Origin of the sequence: Pseudomonas sp. LM13 (genome assembly GCF_041381355.1) — a bacterium.
Lineage (GTDB): Bacteria > Pseudomonadota > Gammaproteobacteria > Pseudomonadales > Pseudomonadaceae > Stutzerimonas > Stutzerimonas frequens.
This window is the reverse complement of record NZ_JACBXH010000022.1, coordinates 50,251-66,785: the sequence shown is the minus strand read 5'-3', so window position 1 is coordinate 66,785 and position 16,535 is coordinate 50,251. Positions and strand designations below refer to the sequence as shown.

General features: G+C 62.6%; 18 protein-coding genes and 2 pseudogenes. 9 read left to right on the top strand and 11 right to left on the bottom strand.

Annotated elements, in window-relative coordinates:
* Positions 1–635 precede the first annotated feature (635 nt).
* Together HZR81_RS14770 and HZR81_RS14765 are read right to left on the bottom strand one after the other, a co-directional pair.
* Positions 636–1,868 (bottom strand): PDDEXK-like family protein, encoded by a 1,233-nt coding sequence (locus tag HZR81_RS14770; protein WP_500128564.1) that lies wholly within the window; start codon positions 1,866–1,868, stop codon positions 636–638.
* A gap of 151 nt (positions 1,869–2,019) precedes the next feature.
* Positions 2,020–2,925 (bottom strand): LysR substrate-binding domain-containing protein, encoded by a 906-nt coding sequence (locus HZR81_RS14765; protein ID WP_500128563.1) that lies wholly within the window; start codon positions 2,923–2,925, stop codon positions 2,020–2,022.
* Between the two features lie 117 nt (positions 2,926–3,042).
* On the opposite strand from HZR81_RS14765, the gene HZR81_RS14760 reads away from it, so the two are divergent.
* From HZR81_RS14760 to HZR81_RS14750, 3 genes are all read left to right on the top strand, one after another.
* Positions 3,043–3,765 carry an FMN-dependent NADH-azoreductase gene (locus tag HZR81_RS14760; protein WP_500128562.1) on the top strand — a complete coding sequence of 241 codons (723 nt, stop codon included), beginning with the start codon at positions 3,043–3,045 and terminating at the stop codon, positions 3,763–3,765.
* A 76-nt stretch (positions 3,766–3,841) separates the two neighbouring features.
* Positions 3,842–4,192 (top strand): TfoX/Sxy family protein, encoded by a 351-nt coding sequence (locus HZR81_RS14755; RefSeq protein ID WP_125862438.1) that lies wholly within the window; start codon positions 3,842–3,844, stop codon positions 4,190–4,192.
* Between the two features lie 107 nt (positions 4,193–4,299).
* Positions 4,300–4,995 (top strand): GNAT family N-acetyltransferase, encoded by a 696-nt coding sequence (locus HZR81_RS14750; RefSeq protein ID WP_500128561.1) that lies wholly within the window; start codon positions 4,300–4,302, stop codon positions 4,993–4,995.
* A 37-nt stretch (positions 4,996–5,032) separates the two neighbouring features.
* On the opposite strand, the gene HZR81_RS14745 is transcribed toward HZR81_RS14750, so the two are convergent.
* The 3 genes from HZR81_RS14745 to HZR81_RS14735 all read right to left on the bottom strand — a co-directional run bounded on the left by HZR81_RS14745 (position 5,033) and on the right by HZR81_RS14735 (position 7,153).
* Positions 5,033–5,776 carry a class I SAM-dependent DNA methyltransferase gene (locus tag HZR81_RS14745; RefSeq protein ID WP_500128560.1) on the bottom strand — a complete coding sequence of 248 codons (744 nt, stop codon included), beginning with the start codon at positions 5,774–5,776 and terminating at the stop codon, positions 5,033–5,035.
* A 168-nt stretch (positions 5,777–5,944) separates the two neighbouring features.
* Entirely contained in the window at positions 5,945–6,391 is a 447-nt protein-coding gene (locus HZR81_RS14740; protein WP_312943735.1) for an SRPBCC family protein, read from the bottom strand.
* A gap of 129 nt (positions 6,392–6,520) precedes the next feature.
* Complete coding sequence (locus tag HZR81_RS14735) at positions 6,521–7,153, bottom strand: TetR/AcrR family transcriptional regulator (protein WP_500128559.1); 633 nt, start codon at positions 7,151–7,153, stop codon at positions 6,521–6,523.
* A gap of 73 nt (positions 7,154–7,226) precedes the next feature.
* Between HZR81_RS14735 and HZR81_RS14730 the strand changes: the two genes are divergently transcribed.
* The 4 genes and pseudogenes from HZR81_RS14730 to HZR81_RS14715 all read left to right on the top strand — a co-directional run bounded on the left by HZR81_RS14730 (position 7,227) and on the right by HZR81_RS14715 (position 10,333).
* On the top strand, positions 7,227–8,330 hold the full coding sequence (locus HZR81_RS14730) for a DUF2855 family protein (RefSeq protein WP_500128558.1): 1,104 nt from the start codon (positions 7,227–7,229) through the stop codon (positions 8,328–8,330).
* Positions 8,331–8,434: 104 nt separating this feature from the next.
* On the top strand, positions 8,435–8,821 hold the full coding sequence (locus tag HZR81_RS14725) for an ester cyclase (RefSeq protein ID WP_500128567.1): 387 nt from the start codon (positions 8,435–8,437) through the stop codon (positions 8,819–8,821).
* Between the two features lie 192 nt (positions 8,822–9,013).
* Positions 9,014–9,799, top strand: a pseudogene (locus tag HZR81_RS14720) (PAS domain-containing protein); the annotation flags it as partial.
* Positions 9,797–10,333, top strand: coding sequence for a methyl-accepting chemotaxis protein (locus HZR81_RS14715; protein WP_500128566.1), 537 nt, complete (start codon positions 9,797–9,799; stop codon positions 10,331–10,333). The pseudogene HZR81_RS14720 and the gene HZR81_RS14715, both read left to right, overlap by 3 nt.
* A gap of 39 nt (positions 10,334–10,372) precedes the next feature.
* Here HZR81_RS14715 and HZR81_RS14710 read toward each other — a convergent pair.
* Positions 10,373–11,154: pseudogene (locus tag HZR81_RS14710) on the bottom strand (NAD(P)H-dependent oxidoreductase).
* An 84-nt stretch (positions 11,155–11,238) separates the two neighbouring features.
* Here HZR81_RS14710 and HZR81_RS14705 point away from each other — a divergent pair.
* Positions 11,239–12,129: a LysR family transcriptional regulator gene (locus HZR81_RS14705; RefSeq protein WP_500128557.1), complete on the top strand. Its 891-nt coding sequence runs from the start codon at positions 11,239–11,241 to the stop codon at positions 12,127–12,129.
* A gap of 88 nt (positions 12,130–12,217) precedes the next feature.
* Here the strand turns inward: HZR81_RS14705 and katG are convergent, their stop codons facing one another.
* A complete protein-coding gene (gene katG / locus HZR81_RS14700; protein ID WP_500128556.1) occupies positions 12,218–14,452 on the bottom strand; it encodes a catalase/peroxidase HPI in 2,235 nt (744 codons plus the stop codon).
* A 370-nt stretch (positions 14,453–14,822) separates the two neighbouring features.
* Here katG and HZR81_RS14695 point away from each other — a divergent pair, with 370 nt between their 5' ends.
* Positions 14,823–15,245 (top strand): DUF2141 domain-containing protein, encoded by a 423-nt coding sequence (locus HZR81_RS14695; RefSeq protein ID WP_500128555.1) that lies wholly within the window; start codon positions 14,823–14,825, stop codon positions 15,243–15,245.
* A gap of 59 nt (positions 15,246–15,304) precedes the next feature.
* On the opposite strand, the gene HZR81_RS14690 is transcribed toward HZR81_RS14695, so the two are convergent.
* The 4 genes from HZR81_RS14690 to HZR81_RS14675 form a co-directional block, all read right to left on the bottom strand.
* On the bottom strand, positions 15,305–15,553 hold the full coding sequence (locus HZR81_RS14690; protein ID WP_063543918.1) for an FmdB family zinc ribbon protein: 249 nt from the start codon (positions 15,551–15,553) through the stop codon (positions 15,305–15,307).
* Between the two features lie 92 nt (positions 15,554–15,645).
* Positions 15,646–15,888 (bottom strand): hypothetical protein, encoded by a 243-nt coding sequence (locus HZR81_RS14685; protein WP_500128554.1) that lies wholly within the window; start codon positions 15,886–15,888, stop codon positions 15,646–15,648.
* Positions 15,889–16,097: 209 nt separating this feature from the next.
* The gene (locus HZR81_RS14680; protein ID WP_218276905.1) at positions 16,098–16,220 is read right to left on the bottom strand and encodes a cytochrome c biogenesis protein ResB; all 123 of its coding nucleotides are present in this window, start codon (positions 16,218–16,220) and stop codon (positions 16,098–16,100) included.
* Positions 16,221–16,328: 108 nt separating this feature from the next.
* Positions 16,329–16,478, bottom strand: a complete 150-nt coding sequence (locus HZR81_RS14675) for a hypothetical protein (RefSeq protein WP_172974163.1) — start codon at positions 16,476–16,478, stop codon at positions 16,329–16,331.
* Positions 16,479–16,535: the final 57 nt, after the last annotated feature.

Genomic DNA, 16,535 nt, shown 5'->3' with positions numbered 1-16,535 from the left:
GGGCATAAAAAGAGGACAGATTATTTTCTGCTGCCGGCTCGCCGTTCCGCGTTCCCCGCCACGCTTTCCTTGGCCCCACCGACAGGTTTCGCCTTGCACGGCGAGTCACTTTCTCTTGTCTGGCCAAGAGAAAGTAACCAAAGAGAAGGCCACCCCGGCATCCGGGTCTGGCCTGCGGCCAGACTTCCCTCGCTCCGGCGCTGCTCCGGGGGCCGGCTTACAAGGGCCATCCTTGGCCCTTTAAGCCTCTCGCCGCATCCATGCGGCTCGTCCCCCTACGCAACACCTCCACTCGGCCTCCTGACAGGGATCGGAGTCCGAGTCGCCCGGAGGTTCGAGCGTCACTTGTTTGGTTTTTTTGCAGGGTATCAAGCGACACCAACCGCCCCTTCAGGAGGGTGAGCGGAATCGCCGTGGAAGGGGTTGAGCGGCATGGATGCCGCGAGAGCCGCGATGGGCCAGGGATGGCCCTTCGCGGCGTGCCCCTGGAATGGCGATGGAGCGAACGCACCCGGAGCGAAGCGCAGGGCCGCATGCAGGGGCAAGACCTTTTGGTTCCTTTTGGGGCGACTGCCAAAAGGAACCCGCCCAGCAGGGCGGAACCAATGCGCCAAGCAACTCGTCCATTTCTAGCTCTACAATTCACTCTCAAGCGAAGCCACCTGAATCCCACACTGAAGTGCTCGCTTACGAATGTAATGCAGAAACCGATACACGCCGTCCAGCTGCGTACGAAGAAGACTCCTAACGCCTCCCCCGTGGATCAAATTGGCATCCCTACATTCTTTGTCCCACAACGGCCTCTCGCACATAGCGCCCATATAGGCAAACTCACTGGCGAAAACTAGCGCGACCGGCTGTATGGGAGCGTCAAAGATGGCACCCACACGCTCCCAATCCTTGTCCTTGCCTTTCTTGGTTAGCCAGTTGTATAGGCTGTCTTCATCAAGCGTTTTGAACGGGCCGCGCTCCAAGAGCGCCACTTCGCCGAACAGCGCCTTAAGGCCTTCAAACAACCTCGCCGCAATAAAGCGATCCAGAGCCGTCTGCGACTCGACCATAAATGCGTACATCTCACGCTGATCCATGTCCGGCAGGCTCATGGCGTAGCTATCAAGAGTCATGACTTTTCTCCAAGCCTTGGGTTTCTCCAACCGTTTTAAAACGAGGAGGTATTCGTCAAAAGCGTTTCGTATGCCGCCAGCCGGCGCCTTTTCAGCGCAGTTCTCAGCCCACCGAACCAGCGATGGGAAATACGGAACATGATGGAAAGGTATTTCTACGCTCAGGTCGTCCTGAATATCTGGAAGATCAGGATGAGGCTTGCAGCCAGCGAAACCCTTCCAGCGCAGTATATTTCCAATGAGTGCAAACCCCGCCAGGCTCTCGGACTTCTTGCTCGGATTGGTACGTTTGGCGCTCAGGTAAATCACCGCTATCCGTTTGGATACATCCGGCTCACCGCCAAATAACTTTCTCTGCACGCAACCTATATAGCGACTGATCTGGTAGCGCTGATCTGTTGCGTAGACCTTATTCTCGATGACAAGCGCGTGCTCACCGTCATGTACCAAGATGTCAATACTGTCCTTTTCTCTAATGATCGTGGCGCGATCGGGATCAATGAAGTTTCGGAGTCCGGCCGGTAACTCTTTGAGGAAAAGTTTGAGAAATACATTGCCCTGATAATGCGCGCCCTTCGGATTAAGCATGGAGCAGAGGAAGCGTGAATGAAGCGTCACTTCGTTTGACGGCTTCAACATTGATGTAATCAGGCTGTAGTCATGCATCCCTTCTTTAATCTGCTGCTGCTTGTTGGCATTCAAACTCTGGTAATGCTTAAGGCAACGTTTCGCCAGCTCTTCCATGCCGCGTCCTTGTGGTCCGCTGTTAGTGAGCGCGCACTATAGGGCATGACGGAAACATTGCCATCATTTAGCCATCTATCAATTCGCGACACCGGTGCAGCCATCGCGAGGCCGACCGAAGCAGCTGCGATTGCTAGACGTTTTAGAGACATCACCCCACCACCTCACACAACCCACCCGGCACCTTCATCACCCACTCCCTCACCGCCCGAACTGTCGGGTCATCCCGACGGCTCTCGGGATATACGAGATGAAACGGCTTGCCCTCCATCTCCGGCCCGAACGGTTGCACCAGCCGCCCGTCCCTCAGTTCGTCCTCGATCAACTGACGGCTCATCAACGCCACGCCCTGCGCGCCGATGGCGGCGGAGATGGCGTGGGTCTCATCGGAGAAGACCAGCCCGGCGCTGACGTCCAGCCCCGGCACGTTGGCGAGCTTCTGCCACGATGCCCAATGGATTGGGGCCGAGGCGGCGCGCTGGGCCTGGAAGTGAATCAACGGGTGTTTGGGCAGCTCGGCGATATCCCGCAAGCCGAGGTGCGGACTGCAGACCGGGACGAAGGTGTTGTCGAACAGCTTCTCCGCCACCAGCCCGGGCCAGCGGCCGTCGCCGTAGCGGATGGCGATATCCGCCGTGACGCCATCCAGCGCCACCGGTTCATGGGAGGTGTGAAAGCGCAGATCGATATCCGGATGCGAGTCACGCAACAGGCAGACCCAGGGCACCAGCCAGCGCACCGCGATGGCCGGTGTGGTGCTGAGGGTGATCGCCTGGCGGCAAGGCTTCGCGCTCAGGCGTTCGACCGTGGCGCTGATGCTGTCGAACGCGGCTTCCAGCGTCTGCTGCAGCTCTCGTCCCGGGTCGGTCAGCTCCAGCTTGCGCGGTTTGCGCAGAAACAGCGCGACGCCGAGCGAATCCTCCAGCGAACGAATCTGGTGGCTGATCGCCGTGGCGGTGACGGATAGCTCTTCCGCAGCCTGCTTGGCACTTTCGTGGCGGGCGGCAGCTTCGAAGGCGCGCAAGGCGGATAGCGAGGGTAACCAACGGTGCGCCATGGCTGAGTTTTCCTCATCTGTATCTGGAAGAAATCGTCGTTTGTCGCCTGTAGAGCCTAACCCTAGGCTGACTCTGCCGCGAATGACAGATGAATTCTTTTACAGAGGAGATTCGCCATGACGCACCTTCTGCACCTCGATGCCAGCGCCCGCCCCGGCCTCGCCGGCAAGGACGAGCATGGCTCCCATAGCCGCAACCTCAGCCAACGCTTCGTCAGCCAATGGCTGGCCCGTCGCCCGCAGGATGGCGTGACCTACCGGGACATCGGCCAGAACCCGCCCTCCTTCGTCAGCCATGACTGGATCGCCTCGGCCTTCACGCCAGAGGAGCGTCAGCAACCCTGGATGAAGGATACCCTGGCCGAAAGCGACAGGCTGGTCGACGAACTGTTGGCCGCCGATGTGCTGGTCATCGGCACGCCGCTCTACAACTTCGGCATGCCGGCGGCGCTCAAGGCCTGGATCGATCAGGTGGTACGGCTGAACCGCACGGTCGGCATGGACGAGAGCAACCCGCTCGATCCCTACGTGCCCATGCTGGCGGAGCGGGAGCGGCACGCGATCATCCTTACCGCCCGGGGCGGCGTAGGCTTCGGCCCCGGCGGCGCGATGGCGCACATGAACCATCTGGAGCCGAACCTGGCGACCGCGCTGGGTTTCATCGGCATCACCCGCATCCATCAGATCGCCATCGAAGGGCAGGAAATCGGTGGCGAGCTGCTGGCCAGTTCGGTAGCCGAGGCGCTGCGTCAGGTCGATGCGCTGGTCAGCACGCTCCAGGCAACGGTCGAGGCACCCTTGCCTGACGCTCACCGGCAGGCGGAGTGCGCTACGGTGTAGCGGGCCATGCGTGGAAAGCATTCCGTTTTCCACGCTACGCTCTACGGCCGACACGGGTGAAGACAGTGGAGCACGCATGGCGACCGATAACAGCTTCATGCAATACGTGGCCGAACAGATCGACCTTGGCGGCAGGCTGAGTTACCGGAAGATGTTCGGCGAGTACGCCGTCTACCTGGATGAAAAGGTCGTCGCGCTGGTCTGCGACAACAGCCTGTTCATCAAACCCACCCCGGCGTCCGCAGCGCTTGCGCCGCAGTTGCCGCAGCGGCCGCCCTACCCTGGCGCAAAGCTGTATCCGGTGGCCGACGAGCTATTGGACGATGCCGACGTGCTGCGCCGCCTGGTGATCGAGACGGCGCAGCACTTGCCGGTGCCCGCACTGCGCAAGCCGAGGAAGAGAAAGCCAGATACGGCTGCCCCGTAGCGGCAGACTGCATCGTTCGTAGCATCGATCGCCCTGCGGCTTCACCTGGCCAGTCGCATACCGCCCGGTACAATGCGCCATTTTTCGTACCGCCCCGGAGCACCGCCATGTTCACCCTCACCCACCTCGACACCCCGCCGCCGGAATCGCTGAAAAGCCAGGTGCTACAGATGGTGGTGGATTATCTCGGCGACATCAGCCCGGTCTCGCTGCAGCCCAGCAACCCGCTGTATCAGCTGTATCAGTACGTGGTGGGTTTCGAGGTGCACCGCTACCTGGACAGCATGGACGGTGCGCAAGCCGGCAAGCCTGAACTGATCATGGCGCTGGATGCGGACGATCCGGCAGTCCTGCTCGGTTTCGCGCTGTACCTGCCCTATCTGGATGAACCCGGCGCCTGTGCGCTGGTTTATCTGGCAGTTGATGCCGACCATCGCCGCCAAGGCATCGGTCGGGCCATGGTCGACGCGATGGTGGCGCGCTATCCCCATGCCGAAGTGGCCTGCGTAGCGAGCAAGGTGCCCTATTTCCAGAAGCTCGGCTTTCAGCCACTGGCGGCGCGCGGCCCGCAGGTAGTGATGAATACGCGAAACGAGGCTTCGAACGGTGCGGTGGCGGTGCAGGATCTGGAGCCGATCTTCCAGTCCAAGGAAGTCCGGCAGATCTACAGCTACCTGGTGCAGCAGAACGGCCGCAAGGCGATGAGCGAGGCGGAGAAACAGCGCGACCGGCTGCTCGATCAGTTGGCACAGCAGGCCAGTCATCTGATCGATGCCCACACCTCGGCCAAGCGCCTGCATTGACTGCCCCGCCAAACTCGCCGCGGGCGCGATCTGCTGATCAGCGCTTCACGCAGACGAATAGCGCGTTCCCGGATGCCTGGTCCCAGGGCACGATCTTTTCGTAGTCGTGCTCGAGCACATGCACCTCGAAGTACTGCTCCAGCAGCGCGCGCAACTCGGCAAAACTCACCGCCACCATCCTGTGTTCGTCGATCCATACCTGGCTTTGATCCGCCGCGGTTCTGCCGATGCGCAACTTCAGCAGTTGCTGCTCCCCTTCACCCGAGTAGTGCCAACCCGAGCTGAAGGTGAACAGGCCGTCCGCATGCCGGGCCGTGTGCGAGACGAATGACGCGTTGTCGATCCGGCGCTTGTCCACGGCGTTGAAGCAGAACAGCCCGCCCGGGGCCAACGCGGCATGCGCGCTGGCGATGCACGCCGCGAGCCTGGCCAGCCCGGCGCTGTAGTGGATGGAGTAAAGAAAGCAGGTGATCAGATCGGCCGGCTGCTTGACCGCAAAGCCACACATGTCCTGCAGGGAAAATTGCGCTTCCGGGCAGCGCGCGGCGGCTCTGTCCAGCATCGGCTGATTGATGTCGAGCCCGCCGCTGGTATAGCCGGCATCTATGAAATGGCGGACGTGCGGACCAGTGCCGCAGGCCAGGTCCAGATGCCTAGTCCCGCCGTTGCCGAACAGCTGCTGCAATCGCTGGACACAGTGGCTTTGAGCCCTGTAGTCGATGTCCGCGCACATGAGGTCGTAGTAACCCGACAAGTCGGTATAGAGAGCATCGCCGGGCATGATGACCTGATGTGTGAGGGGGGCTTCAGCGGGCGCGCATCATATCTCAACCACACCTCTGTGTAGCGGCCAGGCGCAATGCGGGACATTCACCGTCCGGTGGCGGATCGCTTGGTCCCCCTCGGGGTGCCCTGACGCTCCACCACCATAGGACCGGATGGCGCTCGGTCACTCGTCCGGAATCTCCACTTCGACCAGCTTCGCCAGAAGCGTCAGCGACTCCTGCCAGCCGAGGTAGCAGGCCTCGGCCGGAATCGCGTCCGGAATGCCTGCCTGGGTGATGTTAAGTTCGGTGCCGCAGGATACCCGGGTGAGCGTCACCGTCACCTCCATCGTGCCCGGCAAGCCCGGATCGTCGAATGTGTCTTCGTAACGGATTCGCTGGTTTTCCAGCAGCTCCAGGAATTGCCCGGCGAAGCTGTGGCTGGTACCCGTGGAGAAATTCGTGAAGGACATTCTGTAGCGGCCGCCTACCCGCGCGTCGCTCTCGTGCACCTTGCCGGTGAAGCCGTTCGGCGGTAGCCATTTGGCCTTGGCGTCTGGGTCCAGAAAGGCGCGATAGACGCGCTCAGGCGTCGCTCGCAGGACGCGGTGGAGGCGGATGGTGCTGGGCATGGCTGTTCTCCTCTGGTGGCGAATCTGCCTTGATGGCCTTGATAGTCGAACGAAGAACAACGAATTCGACGCAATGCTTGAATTTTCCGCCCACCCACCATCGCCAGCGCCCGCCTTGGACAATCGAGGTCAAGCCGGCTCGTTCGAGGCCATGAGCGTATGCAGGCACAAGTGCTCCATGCTGGCGGCCCAGGCCTGCATGCGATCCGCTTCGAGCTGCACCAGCATGGCGTAGCGGCGGCCGCCCCAGACCGAAAGATGCAGCGCTTCCAGCGTGGCCGCGGTCGGGCGTACCGGAAGATCGGTCGCCGCATCAATGACGCGATGCCAGGCGCCCAAAAGATCCTCGTAGGCCCGACGCTGATGCTTGGGCTCGGCCACCAGCGTTTCCAGTTCGAGCATATCCGGGTGGAACCAGGGCAGCCGTGACTCGACCCCGGCAAGGGTGCGTACCAGTCGCCGGATGCGCTCGGGCCAGGCAAGCGCGGTTGGCGCTACCGCTTGCGCGTCGATGGCCTCGAGCAGCTGCTCAACGCAATAGCGCACGTAGCCCGAGTGCAGCGCGTGCTTGTTGGGAAAGTAGTCGTACAGGGTGCCGATGGCCACGCCGGCTTCGAGGGCAACCGCACGGGTCGTCAATCGAGACCAGCCGTCGCGCTGCCATATCCGAACATAGGTGTCGAAAATCGCCTGAACGGTGGCCTTGGCGCGCTGCTGTGTCGGCCGTTTGAGCGGCTTGGCGCTCGGCAATCGTGTGCTCATGAAATCCGAACCCGGCGGTGAAACGAAAGGGATAGAGTCGAAGCCGTCCATTTGCGAACCCAAGGTGCCATCGATGAGCGTCATCCGCCAGTTGCAGAACAACAAGAAAGACATGCAGCAGACCCGCATTCAGACCCAGGCAATGCCGGAGCTGCAACCCGGCGAAGCCCTGCTGCGTATCAGCCGGCTGGCACTGACCACGAACAATGTCACCTACGCCGCATTCGGCGAGACGCCTCACCTGCGCTATTGGGACTTCTACCCCACCGGCGATGGCGAGTGGTTCCACATGCCGGCGTGGGGCTTCGCCGAAGTCGTGGAGAGTACGGTCGATGGCCTGGCGAAGGGTGAACGCTTCTACGGCTTCTGGCCGATCGCCAGCCATGTTGTCATGCAGCCGGTGCGCGTCTCCGAGCGCGGTTTCTACGACGGCGCCGAGCACCGACTCGAACTCACCTCGGCCTACAACCAGTACCAGCGCATCAACAGCGACGCCGCCTATCGCGCAGAGAGCGAAAACTACCAGATGCTGCTGCGACCACTGTTCATCACCTCGTTCATGCTGGCCGATTTCCTCGACGACAACGCCTTCTTCGGCGCGCGCCAGATCCTGATGTCGAGCGCCTCGAGCAAGACCGCGTACGGCACGGCGTTCTGCGTGCAGGACAACCCGGCGGTGCAGCTGATCGGGCTGACGTCCGCCGGCAATACGGACTTCGTGCAAGGCCTGGGTTGCTACCGACAGGCATTGGGCTACGACCAGCTGGCTTCGCTGGACCCGAGCGTGCCCACGCTCTACATCGACTTCTCCGGCAGCGCCGATCTACGCCGGCAAATCCACAGCCATTTCAAGGATGCGCTGGTATACGACTGCTTCGCCGGGTCAGCCCAGAACCACGAATACAGAAAGACGGACGCAACGCTGGCCGGTCCGCAGCCACAGCCCTACTTCGCGCCCTATCAGATCAAGAAACGCAACGCCGACTGGGGTCCCGCCGAGGTAACCCGCCGCTTCAACGAGGCGCAGCTGGCCTTTATCGCTCAGGTTAGCGATGCGCAGCAGTCCTGGATGCAGGTGAACGAACACGCCGGCCTCGAAGCGGCACAGGCGCTGGCCGAATCCCTGATCAAAGGCGACATCAATCCGCTGGCGGGCCACGCCGTGGTGCTCGACTGACCAGGTAATCGGATAACCACAGCGAGCGCGGCCGGTAGATGCGACTGGCGCATATCGAGCCAATCGCTAGCCTGACTGTCGGGCTTTCTTTGCGGGGAACGATCATGACTGGAGAGGAGATCGCTGATTGCTACCGGGGCTACATCGCCTGTCTGAACGGCAGGCGCTGGGCGGAGCTGGAGCGCTTCGTCGATGACGAGGTGCACTACAACGGCCAGTTCGTCGGGCTGGACGGCTATCGCCAGATGCTGGAGGCCGACGTTCGGGCGATCCCCGACCTGCAGTTCAATATCGGGCTGCTCATCGTCGAACCGCCCCATGTGGCGGCACAGCTGCGGTTCGATTGCACCCCCACAGGCGAGCTGTTTGGCTTTGCGGTGAATGGCAGGCGAGTCGTCTTTACCGAAAACGTCTTCTACGAGTTCCTCGAGGGAAAGATCCGCAATGTGTGGTCGGTGATCGACAAGAAGGCAGTTGGCGATCAGCTCTGAGGACGATGACAGCTCGCATCCCATGTGGGCGAAGACAAACGCGTGGTAATCGCGCCCGTTCATTTTTCCGCTTCGGCACGCACCGCACGTCATGACCCTTCGTTGGTTCCACGGCTTTCGCTGACGCGACACGGAAGTCGCTCAAGCGCCCGCACGCTTCGCCGATATCGGAAGCACAACTAGATCGATTGGATGCCCTGCATGTTTAGTAGCCGCTTGAAAAAGGATTTGGAAGCCAAGGACGCCGAGCTGGCGATCCTGCGCCAGCTCATGGGCAAGATGAACAGTGACATGCTCTCGCTCACGCTGGATGCAGATTCCAGGATCTGCGCGTTCAATGATCTATTCGCCCGTACCTTGGGTTACTCGCACGGGCAACTCCAGGGCCGACCTCTGGCCGAGATCGTTCCGCCCTATGTGAAGAACCTGCCCTGCTTTCACAACTTTCGCGCCGCCGTGGCCAAGCTCGAGCCGATCAGCGATGACTATCGCTACCTGCGAGCCGATGGCAGCCTCGCCTGGCTGAAGATCCACTGGTATCCCATCGCATCCGCCGACGGAAAGCTTTCGCATATTCAGGGCTTCGGCAGCGACATCAGCAAGGCCGTATACCGGGCGAAGGAGAACGAGGCATTCATCAGCGCCCTGCTGCGCTCGACCGCGGTGATCCAGTTCAATCTGGACGGAACGGTGGTCACGGCCAACGAGCAGTTTCTCCAGACCATGGGTTATTCGCTCGCGGAGCTCAAAGGCAAGCACCACAGCTTGTTCTGCACGCCGGAAGATGCCGCTTCGGCCGATTACAAGGCGTTCTGGCAGAAGCTCAATCGCGGCGAGTACATCGCCGACCGTTTCAGGCGTGTCGACCGCAATGGCCGTGAGGTCTGGCTGGAGGCAACTTACAACCCGGTGCACGACACCGAAGGCAACCTCTACAAGGTGGTCAAGTTCGCCAATGTGGTGACCGATCAGGTCATGCGTGAAGCCGAGGTGCGACAAGCCGCGGGCGTCGCCTACGACATCTCGCTGCAGACCGACGTCAGTGCCGAGCGCGGCGCCAGTGTGGTGAAGGACACCCTGGTGACCATGCAGAAGATCACCGACCAGGTGCAGTCCGCCACCGATGGCATCGAGGCGCTCGGCAAGCAGTCGCTGCTGATCAGCTCCATCGTCCAGACCATTGGCGGCATTGCCGCACAGACCAACCTGCTGGCCTTGAACGCGGCCATCGAGGCGGCCAGGGCTGGCGACCAGGGTCGCGGTTTCGCGGTGGTGGCCGACGAGGTTCGGCAGCTGGCCGCGCGCACGAGCACCGCTACCGACGAGATCGTCAATGTGGTGCAACAGAACCAGGCGCTGGCCGACGAGGCGGTGCGCAACATGTTCGCCAGCCGCGAACAGGCGGTGCAGGGCCTGGGGCTGGCCAACCAGGCCGGTGCGGTGATCGTCGAGATTCAGGACGCCGCCAAGCAGGTGGTCAGCGCGGTCGAACGGTTCGCCAAGGAACTCTGACGACCTAACGACAGGACACGCCCATAGCCCCTGGGGCTGTTACGGCTGCTCGACGTGCGCGGCAAAGCCGACCTGCCCTGGCGCCACCTCGGCTCTGAGCGTCAGCGCCGGAATATCGTAGTCTCCGCCGTTCTGCTTGCGATAGGCGATGGGCTCAGTGCGCCAGAGGTCGTCCAGGCGTTTGCCCAGCTCGTCGCGGAGTGTGTCGAATCGAGCCTGGTCGATACGGCTGGTGCGGTGCACGAGGAACGGTGGCAGCACATCGAAGCCCGGGTAATGCAGGATGCCGTGATCGATGGGGAACAGCAGGTCCTCGATGGGCCCGTTGATTCCCCGCAGGCTGTAGTGTGATTCCCAGCCGCCGGTAGTCACGATCAGCATGGCGCGTTTGCCGGTCATCGAGCCCTCACCATAGCGGTTGCCCCTGCGCCGGTCCGAATGTTCGCCAACTCCGTAGGCGAACCCGTAGGCATATACCCGGTCGACCCAGCCCTTGAGAATCGCCGGCTCGAGAACCACCAGAGCGGGAATTGCAGGATCAGCGCATCCGCCCAGCGCAGCTTGTCCTGCTCGGCCGCGATATCGGGACTCTGCCGGCCACTGGCGAACGCGCGTCGGGAATCCTCGGAAGCATCGAAACGCGCTTCGGGGTCGCGATCTAGGTTGTCGCCGGCGTCGATCGCGGCCTTCCAGCCCATGCCATACAGGTCGGAAACCTGGACCTGATGGCCAGCCGCCTGCAGACGTTGGACGGCGAATTCCTTCAGTGCGCCATTCAACGAGCGCGGTTCGGGATGGGCATAAACAAGCAGAACATTCATGGGAAACCTCCGTAGCGGGACGGCTGCAGAATGTGGCTTGCCGAGGTATGTTTGAAATGAATAAGCCATATCTCAGGTATTGCCTTGAATAATCTCAGACGCCTCGATCTGAATCTGCTGGTGACCCTGGACGTGTTGCTGGCCGAGCACAATGTCACCCGCGCCGCAGAGCGCCTGAATTTTTCCCAGCCCTCGGTGAGCGTGCACCTGGCCAAGCTGCGCGACATTTTCGACGATCCTCTGCTGATACCTGGGCCGCGAGGCATGCGCCCGACTGCACGCGCAGAAGAATTGCGCGAGCCCCTGCGCCTGGCACTGGAAGCGCTGGAGCAAGCCGTCGCCCCAGCCAGTCCGTTCGACCCTGGCGCCGCGCAGAACGTCTGGCGCATCGCAGCCAGCGACTATGGCGAGTCCGCGATTGTGCTACCCGCTCTGGCCGGCCTGCGGTCCGCCGCACCGAGCACCCGCATAGCCGTGGTCGAGATGCAGCCTTCGCGCATCGCCCGCCAGGCAGAACAGGGTGATATCGACCTCGCCTTGCACACCGTCGATGGTTCGCCGTCCAACCTGCGCCGCCGTGTTCTGTTCACCGAGCGCTACGTGCTGGCCGGCCGTGCCGGGCATCCCCGCCTGCGGCGACGGCCGACGCTAGAGCAGTTCTGCGCGCTGGATCAGGTGATCGTCTCGCCGGATGGCGGCGGCTTTCACGGTGCCACCGACGATGCCCTGGCCACGCATGGCCTGCAACGGCGCGTGGTGCTGTCGGTGCCGCATTTCCTGTTCCTGCGCTCGGTGCTGGAAAGCACTGACCTGGTGGCCATGCTGCCCGAAAGGCTGGTTGAGGGCGCCGCCCTGCAGGTCGTCGAGGCGCCGCTGGAGATTCCCGGCTACGAAATGGCCATGCTCTGGCATGAGCGCGCCCACCGCGACCCGGCCCATCAATGGCTGCGCGAGCAGATCGCTAATGCGGTATAGCCGCCTTACCAGGTAACTGCCGGCCGGGATGCAGCGGCGTGAAAACCGATGTGGCGCTGCGGCGGCGCCTGAGGCGCCGCCGCCCTTATTACGCCGAGAGCTTCTGGCTGAAGTTGTCGGCCGGCTTGCCGATGTCGAGCCGGTCGGCGTTCATCACCTTGTCCCAGGCCTTGACGAAGTCGTGGACGAACTTCTCGTTGCCATCGGCCATGCCGTACACCTCGGCCTGGGCACGCAGTTCCGACTGCGAGCCGAACATGAGGTCGACGCGGGTGGCCGTCCAGGTGGGCTGGCGAGTCTTGCGGTCCAGGCCCTGGAAGCGGTTCTTGTGCTCGGTGGCGGTCCACTCGTTCTTCATGTCCAGCAGGTTGACGAAGAAGTCGTTGGACAGCACGCCGACGCGCTGGGTGAACACGCCTTCCTGGCTACCACCGGCGTTGGTGCCCAGCACGCGCATGCCGCCAACCAGCACGGTCATCTCCGGTGCGCTCAGGCGCAGCAGGTGCGCCTTGTCCACCAGCGCTTCCTCCGGCGCCATGAAGCTGGACTCGTGGTAGTAGTTGCGGAAGCCATCGGCCGCCGGGCGTAGCGCTTCGAAGGACTGCGCGTCGGTCCACTCCTCCTCGGCATCCATCCGACCTGGCGTGAACGGCACGCTGACGTCCACGCCGCCGTCCTTCGCCGCCTTCTCGACCGCCGCACAACCGGCTAGCACGATCAGGTCCGCCATGGAGACCTTCTTGCCACCGCTGGCCGAAGCGTTGAACGCGTTCTGGATCTCGCTGAGCTTCTCCAACACCTTGGCCAGCAGTGGCGGGTTGTTGATTTCCCAGTCCTTCTGCGGGGCGAAGCGGATGCGTGCACCGTTGGCGCCGCCGCGCTTGTCGGAACCCCGGTAGGTCGACGCCGAAGCCCAGGCCACCGACACCAGGTCGGAGACGGAAAAGCCCATCCCCAACAGCTTTTGCTTCAGTGCGGCGATGTCGCCCTCGTCGATCAGCGGATGGTCGCACTCGGGAATCGGGTCCTGCCAGATCAGCGGCTCCTTCGGCACCAGCGGGCCGAGGTAGCGGCCGATGGGGCCCATGTCGCGGTGGGTCAGCTTGAACCAGGCCTTGGCGAAGGCGTCGGCGAACTCGTCCGGGTTTTCCAGGAAGTGCCGGGAGATCTTCTCGTACTCAGGATCGAAGCGCAGCGACAGGTCCGTGGTCAGCATGGTTGGCTTGCGCTTCTTGTTCGGGTCGAAGGGGTCCGGAATGATTTCCGGCGCGTCCTTGGCTTCCCATTGGTGCGCGCCGGCCGGGCTTTTGGTCAGCTCCCACTCGAAGTTGAACAGGTTCTCGAAGAAGTAGTTGGACCAGCGCGTCGGGGTCTGGCTCCAGATCACTTCCAGGCCGGAGGTGATCGCATCGGCGCCGATGCCGGTCTTGAAGCGGCTGCGCCAGCCCAGGCCCTGGTCCTCGATCACCGCGCCTTCCGGTTCCGGCCCCATCAGCGAGGGATCGCCGGCGCCATGAGTCTTGCCGAAGGTATGGCCGCCAGCGATCAGGGCCACGGTCTCGTAATCGTTCATGGCCATGCGCGCGAAGGTTTCACGGATGTCGATGGCCGCGGCCTTCGGGTCCGGGTTGCCGTTGGGGCCTTCCGGATTCACGTAGATCAGCCCCATCTGCACGGCGCCAAGGCCGGGGTGTAGCTGGCGTTCGCCGCTGTAGCGCTCGTCGCCTAGCCAGGTGCCTTCCGGCCCCCAGTAGAGCTCTTCCGGCTCCCAGGTATCGGCACGCCCGCCGCCGAAGCCAAAGGTCTTGAAGCCCATGGATTCCAGCGCGACGTTGCCGGTGAGCACGAACAGGTCGGCCCAGGACAGCTTGCGGCCGTATTTCTGCTTGATCGGCCAGAGCAGGCGCCGTGCCTTGTCGAGCGAGGCATTGTCCGGCCAGCTGTTGAGCGGGGCGAAGCGTTGCTGGCCGCCGCCGGCGCCGCCGCGGCCGTCGGTGATCCGGTAGGTCCCGGCGCTGTGCCAGGCCATGCGGATGAACAGGCCGCCATAGTGGCCGAAATCGGCTGGCCACCAGTCCTGCGAATCGGTCATCACCTTGTGCAGGTCGGCGATCACCGCGTCGAGATCGAGCGAATTGAAGGCGGCGGCGTAGTCGAAATCGCCGCCGTAAGGATTGGAGCGTGGGGAATGCTGGTTGAGCGACGTCAGGCTGAGCGCCTCGGGCCACCAGTCCCGGTTGGTGATGCGCTTGCGTGGCGTGCCGGCACCATGACCGAAGGGGCAACCACCACTCGCACTGTTTTCTCCAGACTCGGCGTTCATCTTCTGTTCCTCACGGCTGGTTATGGTCCAGGTGCGCCCAGGCACCGCTCAGGAAAACGTAGCACCGGGATCGAAGGGCGGATGCGAGCGGAACGCCGGCTTACCCTGTTCCGGTACGGCCGGATGCCGACGCACGTGCGGCAAAGCCCCGATTTAGACGCGTTACCTAGGCCGACAACGTCCCTGTAGCGACGACCATGAAACTTCCCTATCGAGGTGATAGAAGGTCTTTCACCCTGAGCAGGGCCGCATGCGTGGACAACGCTTCGCTTGTTGCTGGAATATGTCCGCCGATCGAGCCAGCCGCCGCCAGCCAGGCCCTTGCATGAAGGGCGGCGACTTCAGCCACCGTGAATTGAACGAGCACAGCATGAAGACACTTTCGACTCTGGGCATTGCCCTCGCCCTTGCCGCACCTGCGGCACATGCGCAGCAATTGCAGGTCACGCTCAACGGGCTGCAGCATGATCGGGGCCAGGTGGCCGTGGCGGTGTATTCCGATGCCAAGAGCTTCCGCAAGGACAACCTGGCCTTCACCGCACGGAAGGCCAAGGCCGAAGCCGGTACCGTGACCGTTACATTCGACGATGTGCCGCCCGGCCGCTACGCCGTACTGGCCTATCACGACGAGAACGACAACGGTCGGCTGGACCTGCGCTTCGGCATGTTCCCCACCGAAGGCTACGGACTATCGAACAACCCAAAGGTGATGGGTCCACCGTCCTACGAGGACAGCGCCTTCGCGGTGACCGCCGACGGTCCCGCACAGATTGAGCTGAAGATGCGCTACTAGCGACCGTCGACTCGGCCCCGACTCGCCGCCAACGGCTCGCGGTCAAACGCGGCGATGGCTCAGCGACAATTACCGGCACAACCGCCGCGCGCACAGGCTGGGGCTTCCGGATTCTTCAGCACTCGGCTGTTCACCACCCCGGCGGCGGTCATCAGCCGGGTCACCGGCGCATCGTCTGGAATCGACACATCCTCGGCCAGCGCACAGGCGGCGCGCAGCTCGCCCCAGGTCTTCGGACGCAGGGCCATGGGATGGCGGACTTCATAAACCTGACCGTTGGCTTCGCAGCGATAGTCGTAGGTCGGCATGGTTTTCCCCTCGTTTGTTGCGCAGATCGGCTCAGGGCTCCGTTGCCCGGCCGCGGATGGCGCACGATTGTACGAGCAAATCCGTCCCGCGCTCAGCTCCTGCCGCGCTGCGCCGCGCCGGTCGGCGCCCTCGCCGGCAAAAACTTGCGGACGGTATCCACAAATGGCAACACGATCAGGCTGTAGAGCGTCAGATAGCGGAACAGCAAGTAGGCAACGGCATAGGACACCCCGAGGAAAAGCAGGCCCAGCCGACCGTTGAGGTCGAACAGGCTGCTGAACTGCAGCAGGATGGGGTCAAGAACATAGTGCTGGAACGATTCGGAAACGCCCACGCCCGGCCGCCTCGGAAAAAAGGTGGCGGATTATAGGAGCGTGCGGAACCATTCGTATATGCGAACGCTTATCAGACAAAAGTTGCAGACGACTTGCTCGTCTCGGCGCGGTTACCCATCAGCACGCGGCAATGGAAACAGCCCCGCCGTAGCGGGGCTGCGGGTGATTCGACAGGGAGCGCCGTCCTTCCAAGAAACGCGAACAGCGCTTACTTGCTCATCACCAGGGCAAAGCCCACCAGGATGCCCGCCAGGGCTATCAGCCAGCCGATCCGGTGGGCGCGATTCTTTTCTGCTTGCCGGACGGGGTCGACGGGCTTCTTCTTTCTCACGATGGGGCTGCCTCCGTTGAACACTGCTGCTGCGCAGCGCGCCTTTTTAGGCTGGGCAGCGCCAATTGTCCAGTCGGGGTGCCATGCGTCGAGCAGCCTGGCCGAGGATTATCCGAGCGGGCTTTGACCCGGATTCGCTTCTTCGCCGGAGTCGTCATCCGGCTCGGTATCGTTCTCGCCCGAATCCGGAACATCGCCGTATTCGTCATAGTCCGGCGGCGTCAGGCCGTCCTTGAGCGGGTCGTCTGGGTCGATCATGGCAATGGGCCTTTGCTGGTGGCGTGTACATAGCCCTTGGAGCCGCCGATCGCGCCA